Consider the following 17,738-nt stretch of genomic DNA (forward strand, 5'->3'; position numbering starts at 1 on the left):
CGGAGGCTGCCCCCGGATGGCCGATTCGGGACATGATCCTCGACGCTGAGGGTTAGCCCGAGCCTGAGAGTTACGGCCATGTAGGGGAATGACAACGAGGTTACCGTTGGGGGATGCCTGACGAAAGCCCTGTTCTGCCCACCGAGACACTCCGCCGCGCACCCAAGGTGCTGCTGCACGACCACCTCGACGGCGGCCTGCGCCCGGCGACCGTCGCCGAGCTCGCCGACGCCACCGGCTATGCCGGTCTGCCCACCACCGACCCGGCCGAACTGGGCACCTGGTTCCGCCGTGCGGCCGACTCCGGCTCACTCGTTTCCTACCTCGAGACGTTCGCGCACACCTGCGGCGTGATGCAAACGGAGGAATCGCTGGTCAGGGTGGCCGCGGAGGCGGTGGAGGACCTGGCCGCCGACGGCGTCGTCTACGCCGAGGTGCGCTACGCACCGGAGTTGTTCGTCGAACGCGGTCTGTCACTCGATGCGGTGGTCGAGGCTGTCCAGGCGGGGTTCACGGAGGGCACACGGCGAGTGGCCGCGAACGGCGGCACCATCCGCGTCGCGACGTTGCTCTGCGCGATGCGCCAGCACGCCCGGGCGCTCGAGATCGCGAACCTGGCCGTCCGCTACCGGGACACCGGCGTGGCCGGGTTCGACATCGCCGGTCCCGAGGACGGATTCCCGCCCACCCGCAATCTCGACGCGTTCGAATATCTGCGTCAGAACAATGCGCACTTCACCATTCACGCGGGCGAAGCCTTCGGTTTGCCGTCCATTTGGGAAGCGATTCAGCACTGCGGCGCCGAGCGGCTCGGGCACGGCGTGCGCATCGCCGAGGACATCAAGACCGACGCGGACGGCACGGTCCACCTTGGACGGTTGGCCGCGTACGTCCGCGACCGCCGCATCCCCCTGGAGATCTGCCCGACGTCGAACGTCCAAACAGGCACCGTCCGCTCGATCGCCGAGCACCCCATCGGCCTGCTCGCCAAGCTGCGCTTCCGGGTGACCGTGAACACGGACAACCGGCTGATGAGCGGATGCACGATGACCAGCGAATTCGCCGCGCTGCACGAGACGTTCGGCTATGGTATCGACGACTTCCGCTGGTTCACCATCAACGCGATGAAATCCGCGTTCATCGATTTCGACGCCCGGCTCGCGCTGATCGACGACGTCATCAAGCCCGGGTACGCCGCGCTGACCTGACCCACCCCGCTTCGGACCGCACCGTGCTTGCGGTCCTTAGCTGTGCCAACTATCGTTCACTATGTAGGAACAACTTCCCATAGTTTGAGACGGTGGCGAAGATGGCGCAGGTCGGCAGCGATACGGGTGAGCAGCTCCAGGCGAGTTCGCGACGGTGGCTCATCCTCGCGCTCGGCCTCGCCGCGCAGACCGCGAGCTGCTCGTTCCTCTACGGCCTCCCGTTCCTGGTCCCGGCCATGCGTGCCGCCGAGGGGCTGACGCTGGCCGAGGCCGGCACGGTCGTCGCGGCGCCGAGCATCGGGTTGTTGTTCACCCTGATCGTGTGGGGCGCGGCTGCGGACCGTTACGGAGAGCGCCTCATCATGGCCCTTGGCCTGGGCATCTCGGGGTTACTCTTGGTGTACGCCGGGGTAGGAAATCACCCGGTCGGGCTCCTCTTCGGAGTGTTTTTGGCGGCGGGCGCCTGTACGGCTTCGGTGAACGCGGCGAGCGGCCGCGTGGTGATGGGCTGGTTCGCGAAGTCCGAGCGGGGCGTGGCGATGGGGATCCGCCAGACGGCCCAGCCGCTCGGCGTGGGCGTGGCGGCGCTGGGGCTGCCCCCGCTGGCCGCGCACTTCGGCTTCCGGGCGGCGGTCCTGCTGCCGGCCGGGCTGGCGATCGCCGTGGCGCTGCTGGTGGCGTGGCTGGTGACGGACCCGCCCCGGCCACCTCGCCCGGCTTCGGGGGAGAAGCCGTCTTCGCCGTACCGGCACGCGACGCTCTGGCGGGTGCACGGGGCGAGCGCGCTGCTGGTGGTGCCGCAGTTCGCGGTGTCGGCGTTCGCGCCGGTGTACCTGGTGTCGGTGCAGCACTGGAGCCCGCTGTCGGCGGGCTGGTACCTGGCGGCGGTCCAGGCGCTGGGCGCTCTTGGCCGGCTCGGGTCGGGTTGGTGGTCCGACCGGGTCGGCAGCCGCCTGCGCCCGATGCGTCAGCTCGCCGTCTTGAGCTGCCTGGTCATGCTCTTGGTCGCCTTGGGCGACGCCACTTGGCCTTGGCTGGTGCTGCTCGCCCTGGCGCTGGCGGCGGTGATCACGGTGGCGGACAACGGCCTGGGCTTCACGGCCTCGGCCGAGCTGGCGGGCCTGGCCTGGTCGGGCCGCGCGATGGGCACGCAGAACACGGGCCAGAACATCGCGGCGTCGCTGACACCGCCGTTGCTGGGCCTGGTGATCGGCGACAGCCGCTACGCACTGGCGTTCTGCGTGGCGGCGGTCTTCCCGGCCCTGGCGGTGCTGGTGGTCCCGGTCCGCGCAGAACCCACCGACTGACGTGTCGTCCCCCCAATCACACGAGACGACCCTCCAATCACACGTGATGCCCGCCCAGTCACACGAGATGCCCGGCGGAGCACGAGCCGACCGCCTGGGTACGCGATCCGACCGCCTGGGTACGCGATCCGACCGTGTGGGTACGCGATCCGACCGTCTGGAGACGCCAGCCGACCGTGCGGGGAAGCGAGCTGACCCTCTCGGTATGGGCGGAAAGGGGCATCACCCGTGCTGGGAAAGGCATCTCGCGTGATCAGAGGGGCATCACGCGGGCTGTGAGCCCGGGCGCGGAGGCCGAATCATCCCCGTGGCCCGCGGGGGCGCCCCCCGTCTCCAGCGTATCGGCCGCCCACGACGAAAACTGGGGGCGAGGGGCGCGCTCGGCCGAGTTGTCCACATCTCGCCTTGGCTGTGGAGTGGTCGATTCGCGTGCCCGGTCGGTCGGCTGGCGTACTCAGACAGTCGGCCGGCGTACCCAGGCGGTCGGCTGGCGTGAGCCGATCAAGGGTCGACACGCGTGATTGAGCAGTCGACTCGCGTGATTGGGGGGTCGACACGGCGAAGGCCGCCTCCCCGAGTACGGGAGGCGGCCTTCGAAAGCCTGAAAACTCAAGCCACCGTCAGGCGGTTCTCGAAAGTTTCGACGAGCTTGCGCCAAGCGCCCTGCTCCGCGTCGAACGGGGCCGACGGCTCCAGGCGCGTCGGGTCCGGGCGGAGGACGAACGACACCAGCCAGCCCAGGCTTTCGTTGCTCGCCAGCTCCGTCTCGGCCGTGTCGTCGCCCGCCCAGTCCGCCGCGTCCGTGATCAGCTCGACCGCCAGCTCCAGCTGGGTCGGGTCGATCGCCTCCGGGCCCTCCGCGATGTCCGCGTCCAGGCCCGTCAGGACGTACGTGTTCTCCGGGTCGACCTCGATCTCGAGCTCGCCCGCCGTCGCCTTCGCCAGGACCTCGTCCCACGTGGACACGTCGGCGAGGTCGGTGTCGGCCAGGTCCTTGCCGTCGGCGAGGGCGCGGGCGAGCGCGCCCGGGGAGGTGAACACGTCGATCTCGCCCTCGGTGCCCAGGAACACCGGCGCGTCGTCGAGGTAGCAGCGCAGCGTGTAGTACTCCGCGCCGGACGTGATGATCTTGATCGGGTCGATGCCGACCTCGGCCCAGAAGCCGACCGGGCCCTCGTCCTCTTCCTCGTCTTCGTCGTCCGAAGAATCGAGGGTGTCGATGGCCTCGAGGTCCTCTTCGCCCTCGGCGCCGGCTTCGGCCTCGGCGGACTCCTCGTGGAACGCCGCCAGCTCCTCGGCCGTCTGCTCCAGCACCTTCTCGTCGACCTCCGGCTGGGTCACCAGGCCGTCGATCGCGTCGAGCACGGTGTCCCACTTCTGCGACACCGTCTCGGACAGGTCGTTCCACACCTGGCCGCCGACGCTGCCGGTGAACGGCAGGGTGCCCTGGTCGAGCAGCGAGAAGCCCTCGGTCGAGTCGAGGATCTCGTGGACCTCTTCGAGGTCGCAGACGTCGGCGAGCGACCGCACGATGCCGACGATCTCCGCCAGCTCGGCGATGTGCCAGACGTCCGGCTCCTCGGCGACGAGCTCCGGGACGCCCACGAGGTCGTACGTGTGGTCCTCGTCCGGGATCAGCTCCGGCACGTTCAGCGACGGCACGGCGTCCCAGGCCGGGTGGTCGAGCAGGTCGTGCCGCTCGGACGTGCGGACGAAGGCGGCCAGGTGAGCTGCGTCGGCGAAGGCGTACAGGTCGTCCTCGTCGCCGAGGAACGCTTCCCACTCCTCGCCGTCTTCCCGCCAGCGCGGCGCCCACAGGGTGACGACGTCGCCCTGCGGCAGGCCGAGTTCGATCGGGATGATGTCCTGTGCCATTCCTAAGCCCTCCGGAGTACCGCCCGTGTGCGCGCGGGACCGGAAGTAGCACCCAGTCGCCGCGCGGTACCGCGAAGCCTACGGGTTTCGCACTCGCGATGCGATCGCCCCTGCCGACTTTGCGACGAGCGGATGGCACGATGGACGCCTGATGACTCTCACAGACCTCCTGCCTGCGGATCCCGACCCCGACGCCCTCTTCGAAGCCTTCACCACCTGGACGGCCGAGCGGGGCATCGAGCTGTACCCGGCGCAGGAGGAGGCGGTGATGGAGGTCGTCTCCGGATCGAACGTCATCCTTTCGACGCCGACCGGCTCCGGGAAGAGCCTCGTCGCCGTCGGCGCGCACTTCACCGCGCTCGCCCAGGGCCGCCGCAGCTACTACACCGCGCCGATCAAGGCCCTCGTTTCGGAGAAGTTCTTCCAGCTCATCGACATCTTCGGCGCCGAGAGCGTCGGGATGATGACCGGCGACTCCAGCGTCAACCCGGACGCCCCGATCATCTGCTGCACGGCCGAAATCCTGGCGAACATCGCGTTGCGGTTCGGTGCGGACGCCCCGGTCGGGCAGGTCGTGGCCGACGAGTTCCACTTCTACTCCGAGCCCGACCGCGGCTGGGCGTGGCAGGTGCCGATCCTGGAGCTGCCGAAGGCCCAGTTCGTCCAGATGTCGGCGACCCTGGGGGACGTCTCCTTCTTCGAAAAGGACCTCACCCGCCGCACCGGCAGGCCGACGGCCGTCGTCACGTCGGTGCAGCGCCCGGTGCCGCTGACCTTCCGGTACGCGCTGACGCCGCTGCACGAGACGATGTCCGAGCTGCTCAACGGCGGCCAGGCGCCGGTCTACGTCGTGCACTTCTCGCAGGCCGCGGCCATCGAGCGGGCGCAGACGCTGATGAGCATCAACGTGACGTCGAAGGCCGAAAAGGACGCCATCGCCGAGCTGATCGGCGACTTCCGGTTCGCCGCCGGCTTCGGCAAGACGCTCTCGCGGCTGGTCCGCCACGGCATCGGCGTCCACCACGCCGGCATGCTGCCGAAGTACCGCCGATTGGTCGAGACCCTGGCCCAGTCGGGGCTGCTCAAGGTGATCTGCGGGACCGACACGCTCGGCGTCGGCATCAACGTGCCGATCCGGACGGTCGTCTTCTCGGCGCTGACGAAGTACGACGGCGTCCGCCAGCGGCACCTCAAGGCCCGCGAGTTCCACCAGATCGCCGGCCGGGCCGGGCGCGCGGGCTACGACACCGACGGCTACGTCGTCGTGCAGGCCCCCGACCACGTCGTCGAGAACGCGAAGGCCCTCGAGAAGGCGGGCGACGACCCGAAGAAGAAAAAGAAGATCGTCCGGAAGAAGGCGCCGGAGGGGTTCGTCAACTGGACCGAGAGCACGTTCGACCGGCTCATCGCGGCCGACCCGGAGCCGCTGACGTCCAGCTTCAAGGTCACGCACTCGATGCTGCTGAACGTGATTTCGCGGCCGGGCAACGCCTTCGACTCGATGCGGCACCTGCTCGAGGACAACCACGAGGACCGCGCGTCGCAGCGCAAGCTCATCCTGCGCGCCATCGCGATCTACCGCGCGCTGCTCGCCGCCGGCGTCGTCGAACGGCTGTCCGAACCGGACGAACAGGGCCGGATCATCCGGCTCACCGTCGACCTGCAGTTCGACTTCGCGCTCAACCAGCCGCTTTCGCCGTTCGCGCTGGCCGCGATCGAGCTGTTCGACCTCGAGTCGCCGAGCTACGCGCTCGACGTCGTGTCCACTGTGGAATCCACAGTGGACAACCCGCGGCCGGTGCTCTCGCAGCAGCAGTTCAAGGCGCGCGGCGAGGCCGTGCAGGCGATGAAGGCCGAGGGCATCGAGTACGACGAGCGGATGGAGCTGCTCGAGAACGTCAGCTACCCGAAGCCGCTCGAAGAGCTGCTGCAGGGTGCGTTCCACAGTTACCGGCAGGGCCACCCGTGGGTCGACGACTACGAGCTGTCGCCGAAGTCGGTCGTGCGGGACATGTACGAGCGCGCGATGAACTTCGTCGAGTACATCGGCTTCTACCAGCTGGCCCGGTCCGAGGGCTTGGTGCTGCGCTACCTCACGGACGTCTACGACTCCTTGCGGCACACGGTCCCGGACGAGGCGAAGACCGAGTCGCTGCAGGACCTCATCGAGTGGCTCGGCGAGCTCGTCCGCCAGGTCGACTCGAGCCTCCTCGACGAGTGGGAAGCCCTGCGTCACCCGGACGAGGAGGGCCCGGTCTCGACGCGGCCGCCGTCCGAGCCGCCGGCCGTCACGCGCAACGAGCGCGCGTTCCGCGTCCTGGTGCGCAACGAGCTGTTCCGCCGGGTCGAGCTGTTCGCGCGGCGGGCGTGGTTCCCGCTCGGCGAACTGGACGCGGACTCGGGCTGGGACGCCGACGCTTGGCAGGAAGCGATCGAGGGCTACTTCGAGGAGTACGAGACGCTCGGCACCGGCCCGGACGCGCGCGGCCCGCAGCTGCTGATGATCGAACAGCAGCCGGACGTCTGGAAGGTGCGCCAGATCTTCGACGACCCGGCGGGCGACCACGACTGGGGCATCAGCGCGGAGGTCGACCTGGCCGCGTCGGACGAGGCCGGGATGGCGGTCGTCCGGGTGACCGAGGTGGGCGCGCACTGACGCCGGGTTGCGCTCAACGGCCCAGTCCGGCGGCGTGGTTTCGGGTTAGCGTGGAGGCTTCGCGAACCGGGAGGGACCATGGGGAAAGTCAAGCGCGTGCTGGCCGGGATCTTCGTCGCCGCGGCGGTGGTCGTCGCGCTCGCCCCGGCCGCGTCGGCCGCATCGATGGTGGAGTACGCGCTGTCGGCGACCCCCAACGCCACCGCCATCGAATACGGCCTCTGAGGCTCAGCCCACCGGGGTCAGGATCGCCTGGGCGTCTTCGCCCGCGAACCACAGCCCGATGACGAACGCCGCCGTGGCCTCCAGCAGGGCCGCGCGGTCCAGGCCGCCCGCGGGCACCGGCTTGGCGCCGACGTCGCGGACCAGCGTGCTCACCGCGTCGAGCGCGCCCCGGTCGTCGCCGCACAACGGCACCGACAGGGGGCGGCCGCCGAACACCGGTGGCGTCATCCGCCAGACGTCGACGTGCGCCAGGTTGAACGCCTTGACCACGTGGGCGTCCGTGGCGATCCGCGACGCCACGGGGGTGCCCGTCAGGCCCGGGTCGTTGGTGCAGTCCACCAGCACCTTCCCGGTCAGCGGCCCCGCCTCGGCGAGCACCTCGCCGATCGCCGCGGCGGGCACGGCCAGGAGCAGCACGTCGGCGAAGGCGGCCGTCTCGCGCCAGGTTCCGGTGGACGCGCCGAGCCGCGCGGCCAGCTCGCCTGGGTCGGACCGGCCGCTCACCCTCAGCTCGTGTCCCGCCCGCGCCCACTGCGTGCCGAGCGCGTCCGCCATCGCGCCCGTGCCGAAGATCCCGATCCGCATGCGTCCTCCTTGTGCTTGGCTGGTACCGAACCGACGGTAGGAGCCCGGGAAGGAACCGAACGGTAACCATGGACTTCCTCGCGGATTGCCGGACGCGGCTCGCGTTCGACCTGGTCGCCAACACGTGGAACCCGGTGGTGGTGTGGGCGTTGCGCGACGGGCCGCGGCGGCACGTCGACCTGCGGCGCGCCATCGGCGGCATCAGCGCGAAGGTGCTGACGGAAGCCCTGCGGCGCCTCGAATTCGACGGTCTCGTCGAGCGGTGCGAAGGCGCGTACGCGCTCACGCCGTTGGGGAAGACGCTGCTGGGGCCGATCGAGGGCTTCGGACGCTGGGCTGCCGAGCACGGCGACGACGTCGTCGCCGCTCAAACCCGAGCAGCACGATCAGCATGACCAGTTCCGCGGCGGGCAGCGGGTAGCCGACGGCGATCCCGGCGGCGACGTCCACGGCGGGTGCGGCGAGCCCCGCCACGAACACCCACGTCGGCGCGGCCGGCGGCTTCGCGGCCGGCGACCACGGCGTCTTCTTGCCCGGCTTCGCGATCGAGAGCCAGGCCTGGAAGGCCAGCGCGCTCACCATCAGCGACGCCCCGGCGATCTGCGGCCAGGCGACGACCGCGGTGTGCGCGGACTCCCGCAGCGCCCCCGAGAGCAGGAAGATCCCGGCGTAGAGCTGGGCGAACGTCAGGACGAACTTGGTCAGCACCCACCAGTGCCGGAAGTAGCCCCACGCCGTCGCGCCGGCGAGGAGCAGGCCGGTGAACGCGGAAACGTTGGCCATCGGCGCGAGCAGGACGGAGTCGAGCCGGTCGGCCATCGCGGGCGCACCTGCCGACATGAGCACGACGAGGGCGAGGGCCTGGCTCATCCAGGCCACCGACGAAACGACGTGTAGCCAGACGACGGCTTGGCGCCAGCGGGGAGAAGTCTTCATGGCTTCCAGGCTCGCGAAGACGGTCCGCGGGCACATCGGGCCGGACCCGGGTTTCGCCCCGGACCCGCCGAGGCTGCGCCTACACCCACTGCAGTACGCGGCCGCAAGTGCCGTACGCCCCGGGTTGTCGTGAGTGGTAAGGCGGGTTAGAACCCTACTTACCACTCACGACGGGGTTTTTGGCGGCCAAGGCGAGGAGGGGGACTGCGGCGGCGGCGTCGGTGATGAGGGTCGAGACCATGCCGGACCGGAGAACCGCGTCCACCGCCGCGGCTTTCGGGCGGCTGTAGCCCAGGGCGATCACCTCCGGGACCGCCATCAGCTCCTCGTGGCTGATCGCCAGGACGTGGTGGGCCAAGCCGGTGGAGAGAGCGTTGCCGGACGCGTCGAACAGCCGGGCCGCGACCTCCGCCGTCGCCCCTCGGGCCGCGATCGCCGCGCGCTCGGCCTCGTCCAGCGCGTCGTACACCGTCGACTCGCCCGGCTGCCACGCGCCGATGCTGACCACAGCTTTGGTCAAAAGACGGAACTGCCCGAACGTCTCCGCGATCCCCGGCTGACGCCGCAACGTCTCGGTCGTCCGGCGGTCGGGCAGCACCAGCGGGCCGAAGATCGGGTACGCGTCGCCGCCGGACACCGAGGTCACGCGGCTGACCGTCTCCACCGAGCGGCCGCGCATGTCCATCCCGGCCTGCACCCCGCAGAGCTGGACGATCGGGCAGCGCGGCAGCGTGCGGATCGCCTCGGTCATCGCGTTCACCGAGCGTGCCCACGACAGGCCGATGACGTCGGAGGGAACCGCGATTTCCTCGAGCAACAGCGCCGCCAGCGAGCCGATCTTGGCCCGGACGACCTCCTTCGGCTCGCGCTCGGTTGAGCGTTCGAGCACCAGGGCCCGCTTCAAGCCGTACGCGGAACACACCTCGTCCGACAGCGCCAGGTCCACCGGGGCCGGCAGGGAGAACTCCACCCTGACCAGGCCGGACTCCATGGCGGTGTCGAGCATCCGCGCCACCTTGAACCGGCTGACGCCGAACTCGTCGGCGATCTCCAGCTTGGAGCGTCCCTGCACGTAGAAGCGCCGGGCGACGGTGGCGAGCAGCAGTGCCTCCGCAAGCGAAGGCGGCTTCTTGGCGGCGCTCATATGAGCATAATAGCGCGAAATCCAGCCGAAAGGTTGACGTAATACCGACGTCAGACCTGTAATGCCTTCACGTGTTCTCGACTCGATAGGTCAACGTTGCTCAATTGAGCGCGAGGAAGGGGCAGGCATGCGTGCCGCCATCGTCGACCGGCCCGGTGAGATCAGGGTCGGCGAGGTGCCCGATCCGAAACCCGGGGAACGTCAGGTCGTCGTCAAGGTCGGAGCGTGCGGCATCTGCGGCACCGACCTGCACATCGCGGACGGGCACTTCCCGCCCACCCCGTACCCCATCGTCCCCGGGCACGAGTTCGCCGGGGAGATCGTCGAGCTCGGCGCGGACGTGCCGGGCGAGTGGAAGGTCGGCGACCGCGTGGCCGTCGACCCGTCGCTGTTCTGCGGCTACTGCGGCCCGTGCCGCGCCGGCCACGGCAACCTCTGCGCGAACTGGGGCGCCACCGGCGACACCGTCAACGGCGCCTTCGCCGAGTACGTCGCCGTCCCGTCGTCCACCTGCTACCGCATGCCCGACACGATGAGCTGGGAACAGGGCGCGCTGGTCGAGCCGGTTTCCTGTGCCGTGCACGGGGTTCGCCGCGTCGGTGTCGAAGCCGGCGAACGCTTCCTCGTCGTCGGCGCCGGCACCATGGGCCTGATCATGCAGCAGCTGCTGCAGCGTTCCGGCGCGCAGGTCACGGTGGTCGACCGCAACGAAGCCCGCTTGCCACGGGCAAAAAGCCTCGGTGCCGTCGCCACCGCGAAGGACGTCGGTGACCTGAACGGCGAGAAGTTCGACGTCGCCGTCGACTGCACCGGCGCCGCGCCCGCCATCGAAGCCGCCTTCGACTCGATCCGGCGCGGGGGCCGGCTGCTCGTCTTCGGCGTCGCCCCGGCCGAAGCGCGCGTCGCGCTTTCGCCGTTCCGCATCTACAACGACGAAATCACCGTCGTCGGCTCGATGGCCGTGCTGCACAGCTTCGGCGCCGCCCTCGACCTCGTCGCGAGCGGCGCGATCGACACCGGCGCGCTGCTCACCGACACCCTGCCGCTGGAGCAGTACCCCGAGGCGCTGGCCAAGATGCGCAGCGGCTCGGGCCTCAAGGTGCAGGTCCTCCCCGGAGGTGGCCGTGCGTAAGCTCCTCACCCTCCTCGCGACGACGTCGTTGCTCGCCACCGGCTGCGCGGGCGCCGGCTCGATCGGCACCGGCAGCAGCACGCTCGTCATCGCCATCGTGTCCAACCCGCAGATGAAGGACGCGATCGCGCTCGCGCCGGAGTTCGAGAAGGCCACCGGCATCGGCCTCAAGTTCGTGTCCCTGCCGGAAAACCAGGCCCGCGCCAAGATCACCGCGTCGACCGCCACCGAGGGGGGCGAGTTCGACGTCGTCATGATCAGCAACTACGAGGCCCCGCAGTGGGCGGCCAACGGCTGGCTCGAGAACCTCGAGCCGCACATGGCGGCCACCCCCGGCTACGACGAAGGCGACTTCATCCCCAGCATCAAGCAGTCGCTGTCCTACCGGAACCAGATGTACGCGGTGCCGTTCTACGGCGAGTCGTCGTTCCTGGCCTACCGCAAGGACCTCTTCGCCAAGGCCGGGATCACCATGCCGGCCAAGCCGACCTGGCCGCAGATCGCGGATTTCGCCGCGAAGCTCGACGACAAGGCGAACGGCGTGGCGGGCATCTGCCTGCGCGGCAAGCCCGGCTGGGGCGAGAGCCTCGCGCCGTTCACGACCGTGGCCAACACCTTCGGCGCGCAGTGGTTCGACAAGGACTGGAACGCCAAGCTGACGTCGCCGGAGTTCAAGGAAGCCGCGAACTTCTACGTCAACCTGATCCGCGAGCACGGCGAAGTCGGGGCCTCCAGCGCCGGGTTCTCCGAATGCGGCACGCGCTACACGCAAGGCAACGCGGCGATGTGGTACGACGCCACGGTCATGGCGGGCACCAACGAGGACCCGTCGAGCAGCAAGATCGTCGGCAAGTCCGGGTACGCGCCGGCGCCGGTCGTCAAGACGCAGGCCAGCGGCTGGCTCTACACCTGGGCCCTCGGCATCCCGAAGGTCGCCAAGGACAAGGACGCCGCTTGGAAGTTCATGGCCTGGATGACCGACAAGGCGTACGTGCAGAAGGTCGGCCACACCTACGGCTGGAACCGCGTCCCGCCGGGCGTCCGCCAGTCGACGTACGCCATCCCCGAGTACGCCGACGCGGCGAAGGCCTACGCGAAGCCCACGCTCGACGGCATCGCGGACGCGAACCAGCAGAAGGCGATGGCGAGCCCGGTGCCCTACCCCGGCATCCAGTTCGTCGGCATCCCCGAGTTCCAGGACCTGGGCACCCGGGTGAGCCAGCAGCTGTCGGCCGCGATCGCCGGCCGCGAGTCGGTCGAAGACGCCCTGAAGCAGTCCCAGGACTACGCCCAGACGGTGGGCGATTCCTACAAGGCGGTGCAGTGATGTCCACGCTCTCCGTATCCACCCCCACGTCCACCTCGCAGGCGAAGGTCGAAGAGAAACGCGGCCTGAGCACCGCGGCCAAGCGGCGGCTGCCCCTGCTGCCCGCGCTGATCTTCGTCATCGCGGTGACGCAGCTGCCGTTCCTGCTCACCGTGTTCTACTCGTTCCAGTCGTGGAACCTGGTCCGGCCCGGCTCGCGGCACTTCGTCGGCCTGGACAACTACATCGACGTCTTCAGCGACACGACGTTCCTGGTCGCCCTGCTCAACACCGTGCTGCTGACCGTCGTGTGCGTGTTCGTCGCGCTCCTGCTCGGCCTGGGCCTGGCGATCCTGCTGGACCGCAAGTTCCTCGGCCGCGGCGTGGTCCGGACGCTGCTCATCACGCCGTTCCTGATCCTGCCGGCGGCCGGCGCGCTGCTGTGGAAGACGACGATGTTCGACCCGACCTACGGGCTCCTGCACTTCGTCTTCGGCACCGACACCGACTGGCTTTCGGAGTTCCCGCTGGCGTCGGTGATGGCCCAGATCGTGTGGCAATGGACGCCGTTCATGATGCTGCTCATCCTGGCCGGCCTGCAGAGCCAGCCCAAGGACGTGCTCGAGGCGGCCAATGTGGACGGTGCGAGCCGCTGGCGGACGTTCGTCTCCATCACGCTGCCGCACCTGTCCCGGTTCCTGCAGCTGGCCACCCTGCTGGGCGCGATCTACATCGTGAACAGCTTCGACGCGATCTTCCTGATGACCCAGGGCGGCCCGGGCACGGCGAGCACCAACCTGCCGTACTACATCTACCAGCGCGCGTTCGAGGGCTTCGACGTCGGCCAGTCCTCGGCGATGGGCGTGATCGTGGTGATCCTGACGATGATCGTCGCGACCTTCGCCCTGCGCCTGATGTTCCGGACCTTCTCGGTGAGCGGAGGCATCAAATGACGACCGTCGCCCCGCGCAAGCGCGAGTACGGCAAGGGCTCGCTGACCGTCGCGACCTGGATCATCGCGATCCTGTTCGTGTTCCCGCTGCTGTGGATGATCCTCACCGCGTTCAAGCAGGAGGCGGACGCCTACACCGACCCGCCGAAGCTCTTCTTCACCCCGACGTTCGAGCAGCTCGGCAACGTCCTGAGCGGCGGGTTCCTGCCGTACCTGTCGAATTCGGCGTTCGTGACGATCCTGTCGACGGCCTTGGTGCTGCTCTTCGGCGTCCCGGCGGCGTACGCGCTTTCGCTGGCGCCGGTCAAGGGCACGTCGAACGCGCTCGGCTTCTTCCTCTCGACGAAGATGCTGCCGATCGTGGCGGCGATCATCCCGCTGTACGTCATTTCGCAGAACACCGAGCTGCTCGACACGGTGTGGGCGCTGGTCATCCTGTACACGTCGATGAACCTGCCGCTGGCCATCTGGATGATGCGGTCGTTCTTCCTCGAAGTGCCGCACGAGATGATCGAGGCGGGCCGGATCGACGGCGCCAACCTGCCGACGCTGCTGCGCAAGATCATCATGCCGGTGGTCGCGCCCGGGATCGCGGCGACCGCGCTGATCTGCGTGATCTTCTCCTGGACGGAGTTCTTCTACGCGGTCAACCTGACCGCGGCCCGGGCCGGCACGGTCCCGGTGTTCCTGGTCGGGTTCATCACCAGCGAAGGCCTGTACTGGGCGCAGCTGTCCGCGGCCGCGCTGCTGGCTTCGCTGCCGGTGATGATCGTCGGCTGGATCGCGCAGAACCACCTGGTCCGCGGCCTCTCGATGGGCGCGGTCAAGTAGCAAGCAGCGCAGCTGGGTAGGTGGCTGGGTTGTCGTGAGTGGTAAAGCGGGTTAGAACCCGCCTTACCACTCACGACAACTGGAGCGGGTCACTCCTGGAGGGAGAGGGCCTGGCTCGGGCAGACGTGCACCGCTTCACGGGCCTTCTCGACCAGCTCCCCCTGGGGCTGGTCGTCGAGCACGATGACCGTGCCGTCCTCCTCGCTCTGGTCGAACAGCGAGGGCTCGGTGAGCACGCACTGCCCGGCGCCGACGCACTTGCCGGTGTCCGCGATGATCTTCATGGTCCTCTTCTTCCCCTGTGGTGGTTCGGCAGTTCGCTTCTACCAGGTCACCGGCAACCGGTACAGGCCGTAGATGTTCGCGTCGTCCTTGAACGGCAGGTCGTCGACCGGCGCGGCCAGCTCGAGCTCGGGGATCCGGCGGAAGAGGGTGTCGAAGACGATCTGCAGTTCCATCCGGGCCAGGTTCTGGCCGAGGCATTGGTGCGGGCCGAACCCGAACGCGACGTGGTGGCGGGCGCCGCGCTCGATGTCCAGTTCGTCGGGGTTCTCGAACGCCGTTTCGTCGCGGTTGGCCGCGTAGCCCAGCGCTAGCACGCCTTCGCCGGCCCGGATCAGCTGCCCGCCGACCTCGGCGTCCTCGACGCACAGCCGCGCGGTGGCGGCGTCGACGATGGTGAAGTACCGCAGCAGCTCCTCGACGGCGTCGAGCGTCTTGCCGGGGTCGTTCTTGATCAGCGCCAGCTGGTCCGGGTTCTCCAGCAGTCCGACCGTGCCGAGGGAGATCATGTTCGCCGTGGTCTCGTGGCCGGCGACGAGCAGCAGGAACCCGGTCGCGGCCAGCGATGCCCGCCGGTAGGTGCCCTCTTCGCGCAGCTTGACGATCTGCCGCCCGAGCAGGTCGTCCGGCGGGTTGTCCTCCTTCCCGGCGATGAGGTCGCCCATGTACCCGCGCACGGCCTCGACCGCAGCCCGCCGCTCCTCCGGGGGCGTGCCGCGCTTGATCAGCTTCGTCGTGTGGGTCTGGAAGAAGTCGTGGTCGGCGTACGGCACGCCGAGCATCTCGCAGATGACCAGCGACGGCACCGGCAGCGACAGCGTCTCGACCAGGTCACCCGGCTTCGGCCCGGCCAGCAGCGCGTCGATCCGCTCGTCGACGATCTCCTGGATCCGCGGCCGCAGCGCCTCCATCCGGCGCACGGTGAACTCGCCGAGCACGGCCTTGCGGGCCGGCCCGTGCTCGGGCGCGTCCATGGTGATCATGGTGCGCTCGTCGTCCGGCCGCCGGAACCCGGGCACCAGCTGCGGGAAGTCCGGGTGCTGCCGGTCGGCGCTGAACCGCCGGTCGTTCAGCACGGCCCGGACGTCCTCGTGCCTGCTGACCACCCAGGCCTTCCGGCCGTCGGGCAGCCCCACCCGGGTGACCGGGTCCTCCTCGCGGATCTCGGCGTACGCCGGCGGCGGCGCGAACGGGCACGTGCGCGTCATCGGGAATTCGTGAACGGCGGTCATGGCGTTCCCCCTCACCAGGTCACGGGCAGGCAGTAGAGGCCGAAGATCGACGAGTCGTGCTTGAACGGCAGCTGGTCCACCGGGGCGGCCAGCTTGAGCTCCGGGATGCGGCGTAAGAGGGTGTCGAAGACGATCTGCAGTTCCATCCGGGCCAGGTTCTGGCCGAGGCACTGGTGCGGGCCGAAGCCGAACGCGACGTGGTGGCGCGCGCCCCGCTCGAGGTCGAGCTCGTCGGCGTTCTCGAACGCGGCTTCGTCGCGGTTGCCGGAGTAGCTCAGGCCCAGGACGCCCTCGCCTTCGCGGATCAGCTGCCCGCCGATCTCGACGTCCTCCGTGGCGACCCGCGCGGTCGCGAACTCGGCGATGGTGAAGTAGCGCAGCAGTTCCTCGACGGCGTCGAGCGTCTTGCCGGGGTCGTTCTTGATGATCTCGAGCTGGTCCGGGTTCTCCAGGAGCGCCACGGTGCCGAGCGAGATCATGTTCGCCGTCGTCTCGTGCCCGGCGAGGAGCAGCAGGAAGGCGAGCGAGACGAGCTCGTCGTGGGCGACGTCGCCGTGCTCTTCGCGCTGCTTGAGGATCTGGCGGCCGAGCAGGTCGTCGGTCGGGTTCGCCTCCTTCGCGGCGACCAGCTCGTCGAGGTAGGTCTGCAGCTCGTCGACGGCCTTGACCCGGGTCTCCTGGTCGACCTCCCGGTTGAGCAGCGTCGAGCTGCGCACCTGGAAGAAGTCGTGGTCGGCGTACGGGACGCCGAGCTGTTCGCAGATCACCAGTGACGGCACCGGCAGGGCCAGCGCCGAGACCAGGTCGGCGGGCTTCGGGCCGGCCAGGATCGCGTCGATGTGCTCGTCGACGATCTGCTGGATCCGCGGCTGCAGGGCCTTCATGCGCTTGACGGTGAACTCGCCGACGACCTCGCGCCGGGCCGCGCCGTGCTTCGGCGGGTCCATGTTGATCAGCGACGCGGTGAAGCGGCGGCGCTGCTGCGGACGGCCGTCCTTCGCGAGGATCGGGAAGCCCGGGTTGAAGCGGTTGGAGCTGAAGCGCGGGTCCGTCAGCACCTGCCGGACTTCCTCCAGGCGGGTGACGGCCCAGGCCTCCGAACCGTCGGGCAGCCCGACGCGCTGGACCGGACCCGCTTCGCGGAGTTTCTCGTACGCGGGCGGCGGCGCGAACGGGCAGGTACGGGCCAGCGGAAAAGTCTCGATGCGCGCCGCGGTTTCGGCCAATTCAGTCATTTCGGAACCCCCTAGATCGGACGGAAAGTATGCGGAGGATTACATTCCGGTTCCCTGTCCAAGGTACTCAAGCGGAGGGAATTCGTCCACTAGATGCCGACTACCCACTCGCGCGGGGAGTGTGTGGCCTGCTGACCGTGCGAGAATCACCCCGCGCGATTCAGCGGAAGGCGAACGGCATGACGGCAGACCCCGAGACCACCCTGCGGGCGGACGCGCGGCGCAACCGCGACCAGATCCTGGCCGCCGCGAAGGCCATCTTCGCCGCCTCCGGTCCCGACTCGCCCATGGAGGAGATCGCGCGCGCGGCCGGCGTCGGTGTCGGCACGCTCTACCGGCGGTTCCCGGACCGTGATGCGCTGATCCGGGCGGTCGCGATGGACAACTTCGAACGGGTGCTGATCGACGCGCGCGTGATCGCCGCCGAGGAGACGTCGGCGTGGCGGGCGCTCGAGCGGCTGCTGCGGCAGTCGGTCGAGCTGCAGCTGAGCGTGCAGCTCGCGATGGTCTCGCACCGGGCGCTGGTGATCCTCAAGAACGACCCGGAGGTCCGCCGGCTGCGCGACGAGATCCTGGCCGTCCTCGACGGCTTCGTCGACGGCGCGAAGGCCGAGGGGAAGCTGCGCGACGACGTCGGCGCCGGTGACATCGCGATCCTGTTCGCGATGCTGCTGCGCCAGATGCGCGCGAAGTCGCCGGAGGTCGCCGCGATGGCGGCCCGCCGGTGTGTCGGCATCATGATCGACGGCCTCAGCGCGCGGCCGGGTTCGGCGCTCCCCGGCCGTCCGATCACGTCGCAGGACCTCGACCCCGACTGATTCCGTCGATTTCC

Annotated in this window: 16 protein-coding genes and 1 pseudogene; 10 read left to right on the forward strand and 7 right to left on the reverse strand. The window is 69.3% G+C overall.

All coding sequences use genetic code 11. From position 1 onward, the window contains the following. Window positions 1-113: 113 nt before the first annotated feature. Together C2L58_RS29580 and C2L58_RS29585 are read left to right on the forward strand one after the other, a co-directional pair. Window positions 114-1,208: an adenosine deaminase gene (locus C2L58_RS29580; protein WP_103340954.1), complete on the forward strand. Its 1,095-nt coding sequence runs from the start codon at window positions 114-116 to the stop codon at window positions 1,206-1,208. A 101-nt stretch (window positions 1,209-1,309) separates the two neighbouring features. After that, window positions 1,310-2,515, forward strand: coding sequence for an MFS transporter (locus tag C2L58_RS29585; protein WP_103341091.1), 1,206 nt, complete (start codon window positions 1,310-1,312; stop codon window positions 2,513-2,515). 609 nt (window positions 2,516-3,124) lie between these two features. Here the strand turns inward: C2L58_RS29585 and C2L58_RS29590 are convergent. Beyond that, window positions 3,125-4,390, reverse strand: a complete 1,266-nt coding sequence (locus tag C2L58_RS29590; RefSeq protein WP_103340955.1) for a primosomal protein — start codon at window positions 4,388-4,390, stop codon at window positions 3,125-3,127. 151 nt (window positions 4,391-4,541) lie between these two features. Between C2L58_RS29590 and C2L58_RS29595 the strand changes: the two genes are divergently transcribed. Beyond that, the gene (locus C2L58_RS29595; RefSeq protein ID WP_103340956.1) at window positions 4,542-7,046 is read left to right on the forward strand and encodes a DEAD/DEAH box helicase; all 2,505 of its coding nucleotides are present in this window, start codon (window positions 4,542-4,544) and stop codon (window positions 7,044-7,046) included. Between the two features lie 78 nt (window positions 7,047-7,124). Beyond that, window positions 7,125-7,271: a hypothetical protein gene (locus tag C2L58_RS49950; RefSeq protein WP_199191501.1), complete on the forward strand. Its 147-nt coding sequence runs from the start codon at window positions 7,125-7,127 to the stop codon at window positions 7,269-7,271. A 3-nt stretch (window positions 7,272-7,274) separates the two neighbouring features. On the opposite strand, the pseudogene C2L58_RS29600 reads toward C2L58_RS49950, so the two are convergent. Continuing rightward, a pseudogene (locus tag C2L58_RS29600) lies at window positions 7,275-7,865 on the reverse strand (NADPH-dependent F420 reductase); the annotation flags it as partial. Between the two features lie 59 nt (window positions 7,866-7,924). Between C2L58_RS29600 and C2L58_RS29605 the strand changes: the two are divergent. Beyond that, on the forward strand, window positions 7,925-8,251 hold the full coding sequence (locus tag C2L58_RS29605; protein WP_103340958.1) for a winged helix-turn-helix transcriptional regulator: 327 nt from the start codon (window positions 7,925-7,927) through the stop codon (window positions 8,249-8,251). Here C2L58_RS29605 and C2L58_RS29610 read toward each other — a convergent pair. Both C2L58_RS29610 and C2L58_RS29615 read right to left on the reverse strand, forming a co-directional pair. Beyond that, window positions 8,139-8,792, reverse strand: coding sequence for a hypothetical protein (locus tag C2L58_RS29610; protein WP_233226012.1), 654 nt, complete (start codon window positions 8,790-8,792; stop codon window positions 8,139-8,141). The two genes, C2L58_RS29605 and C2L58_RS29610, sit on opposite strands and share 113 nt — an antisense overlap. A 154-nt stretch (window positions 8,793-8,946) precedes the next feature. Beyond that, window positions 8,947-9,936 carry a sugar-binding transcriptional regulator gene (locus tag C2L58_RS29615; protein ID WP_103340959.1) on the reverse strand — a complete coding sequence of 330 codons (990 nt, stop codon included), beginning with the start codon at window positions 9,934-9,936 and terminating at the stop codon, window positions 8,947-8,949. A 127-nt stretch (window positions 9,937-10,063) separates the two neighbouring features. Here C2L58_RS29615 and C2L58_RS29620 point away from each other — a divergent pair, with 127 nt between their 5' ends. Genes C2L58_RS29620 through C2L58_RS29635 form a run of 4 tightly spaced genes read left to right on the forward strand, consistent with a single transcriptional unit; the run spans window position 10,064 to window position 14,157 of the window. Beyond that, window positions 10,064-11,068: a zinc-dependent alcohol dehydrogenase family protein gene (locus tag C2L58_RS29620; protein WP_103340960.1), complete on the forward strand. Its 1,005-nt coding sequence runs from the start codon at window positions 10,064-10,066 to the stop codon at window positions 11,066-11,068. After that, entirely contained in the window at window positions 11,055-12,395 is a 1,341-nt protein-coding gene (locus C2L58_RS29625; protein ID WP_103340961.1) for an ABC transporter substrate-binding protein, read from the forward strand. Before C2L58_RS29620 ends, C2L58_RS29625 begins: the two co-directional genes overlap by 14 nt. Further along, a complete protein-coding gene (locus C2L58_RS29630) occupies window positions 12,395-13,327 on the forward strand; it encodes a carbohydrate ABC transporter permease (RefSeq protein ID WP_103340962.1) in 933 nt (310 codons plus the stop codon). Before C2L58_RS29625 ends, C2L58_RS29630 begins: the two co-directional genes overlap by 1 nt. Beyond that, window positions 13,324-14,157, forward strand: coding sequence for a carbohydrate ABC transporter permease (locus C2L58_RS29635; RefSeq protein ID WP_013222785.1), 834 nt, complete (start codon window positions 13,324-13,326; stop codon window positions 14,155-14,157). The genes C2L58_RS29630 and C2L58_RS29635 overlap by 4 nt, the downstream gene beginning before the upstream one ends. Window positions 14,158-14,246: 89 nt before the next feature. On the opposite strand, the gene C2L58_RS29640 is transcribed toward C2L58_RS29635, so the two are convergent. Genes C2L58_RS29640 through C2L58_RS29650 form a run of 3 tightly spaced genes read right to left on the reverse strand, consistent with a single transcriptional unit; the run spans window position 14,247 to window position 16,906 of the window. Then, window positions 14,247-14,441 carry a ferredoxin gene (locus tag C2L58_RS29640; RefSeq protein ID WP_013222786.1) on the reverse strand — a complete coding sequence of 65 codons (195 nt, stop codon included), beginning with the start codon at window positions 14,439-14,441 and terminating at the stop codon, window positions 14,247-14,249. A 39-nt stretch (window positions 14,442-14,480) separates the two neighbouring features. Further along, entirely contained in the window at window positions 14,481-15,671 is a 1,191-nt protein-coding gene (locus tag C2L58_RS29645; RefSeq protein WP_103340963.1) for a cytochrome P450, read from the reverse strand. An 11-nt stretch (window positions 15,672-15,682) separates the two neighbouring features. Further along, window positions 15,683-16,906 carry a cytochrome P450 gene (locus tag C2L58_RS29650; protein WP_103340964.1) on the reverse strand — a complete coding sequence of 408 codons (1,224 nt, stop codon included), beginning with the start codon at window positions 16,904-16,906 and terminating at the stop codon, window positions 15,683-15,685. Window positions 16,907-17,085: 179 nt separating this feature from the next. On the opposite strand from C2L58_RS29650, the gene C2L58_RS29655 reads away from it, so the two are divergent. Beyond that, window positions 17,086-17,724 carry a TetR/AcrR family transcriptional regulator gene (locus C2L58_RS29655; protein WP_103340965.1) on the forward strand — a complete coding sequence of 213 codons (639 nt, stop codon included), beginning with the start codon at window positions 17,086-17,088 and terminating at the stop codon, window positions 17,722-17,724. Window positions 17,725-17,738 lie beyond the last annotated feature (14 nt).

Source organism: Amycolatopsis sp. CA-126428, from assembly GCF_002904335.1.
GTDB lineage: Bacteria > Actinomycetota > Actinomycetes > Mycobacteriales > Pseudonocardiaceae > Amycolatopsis.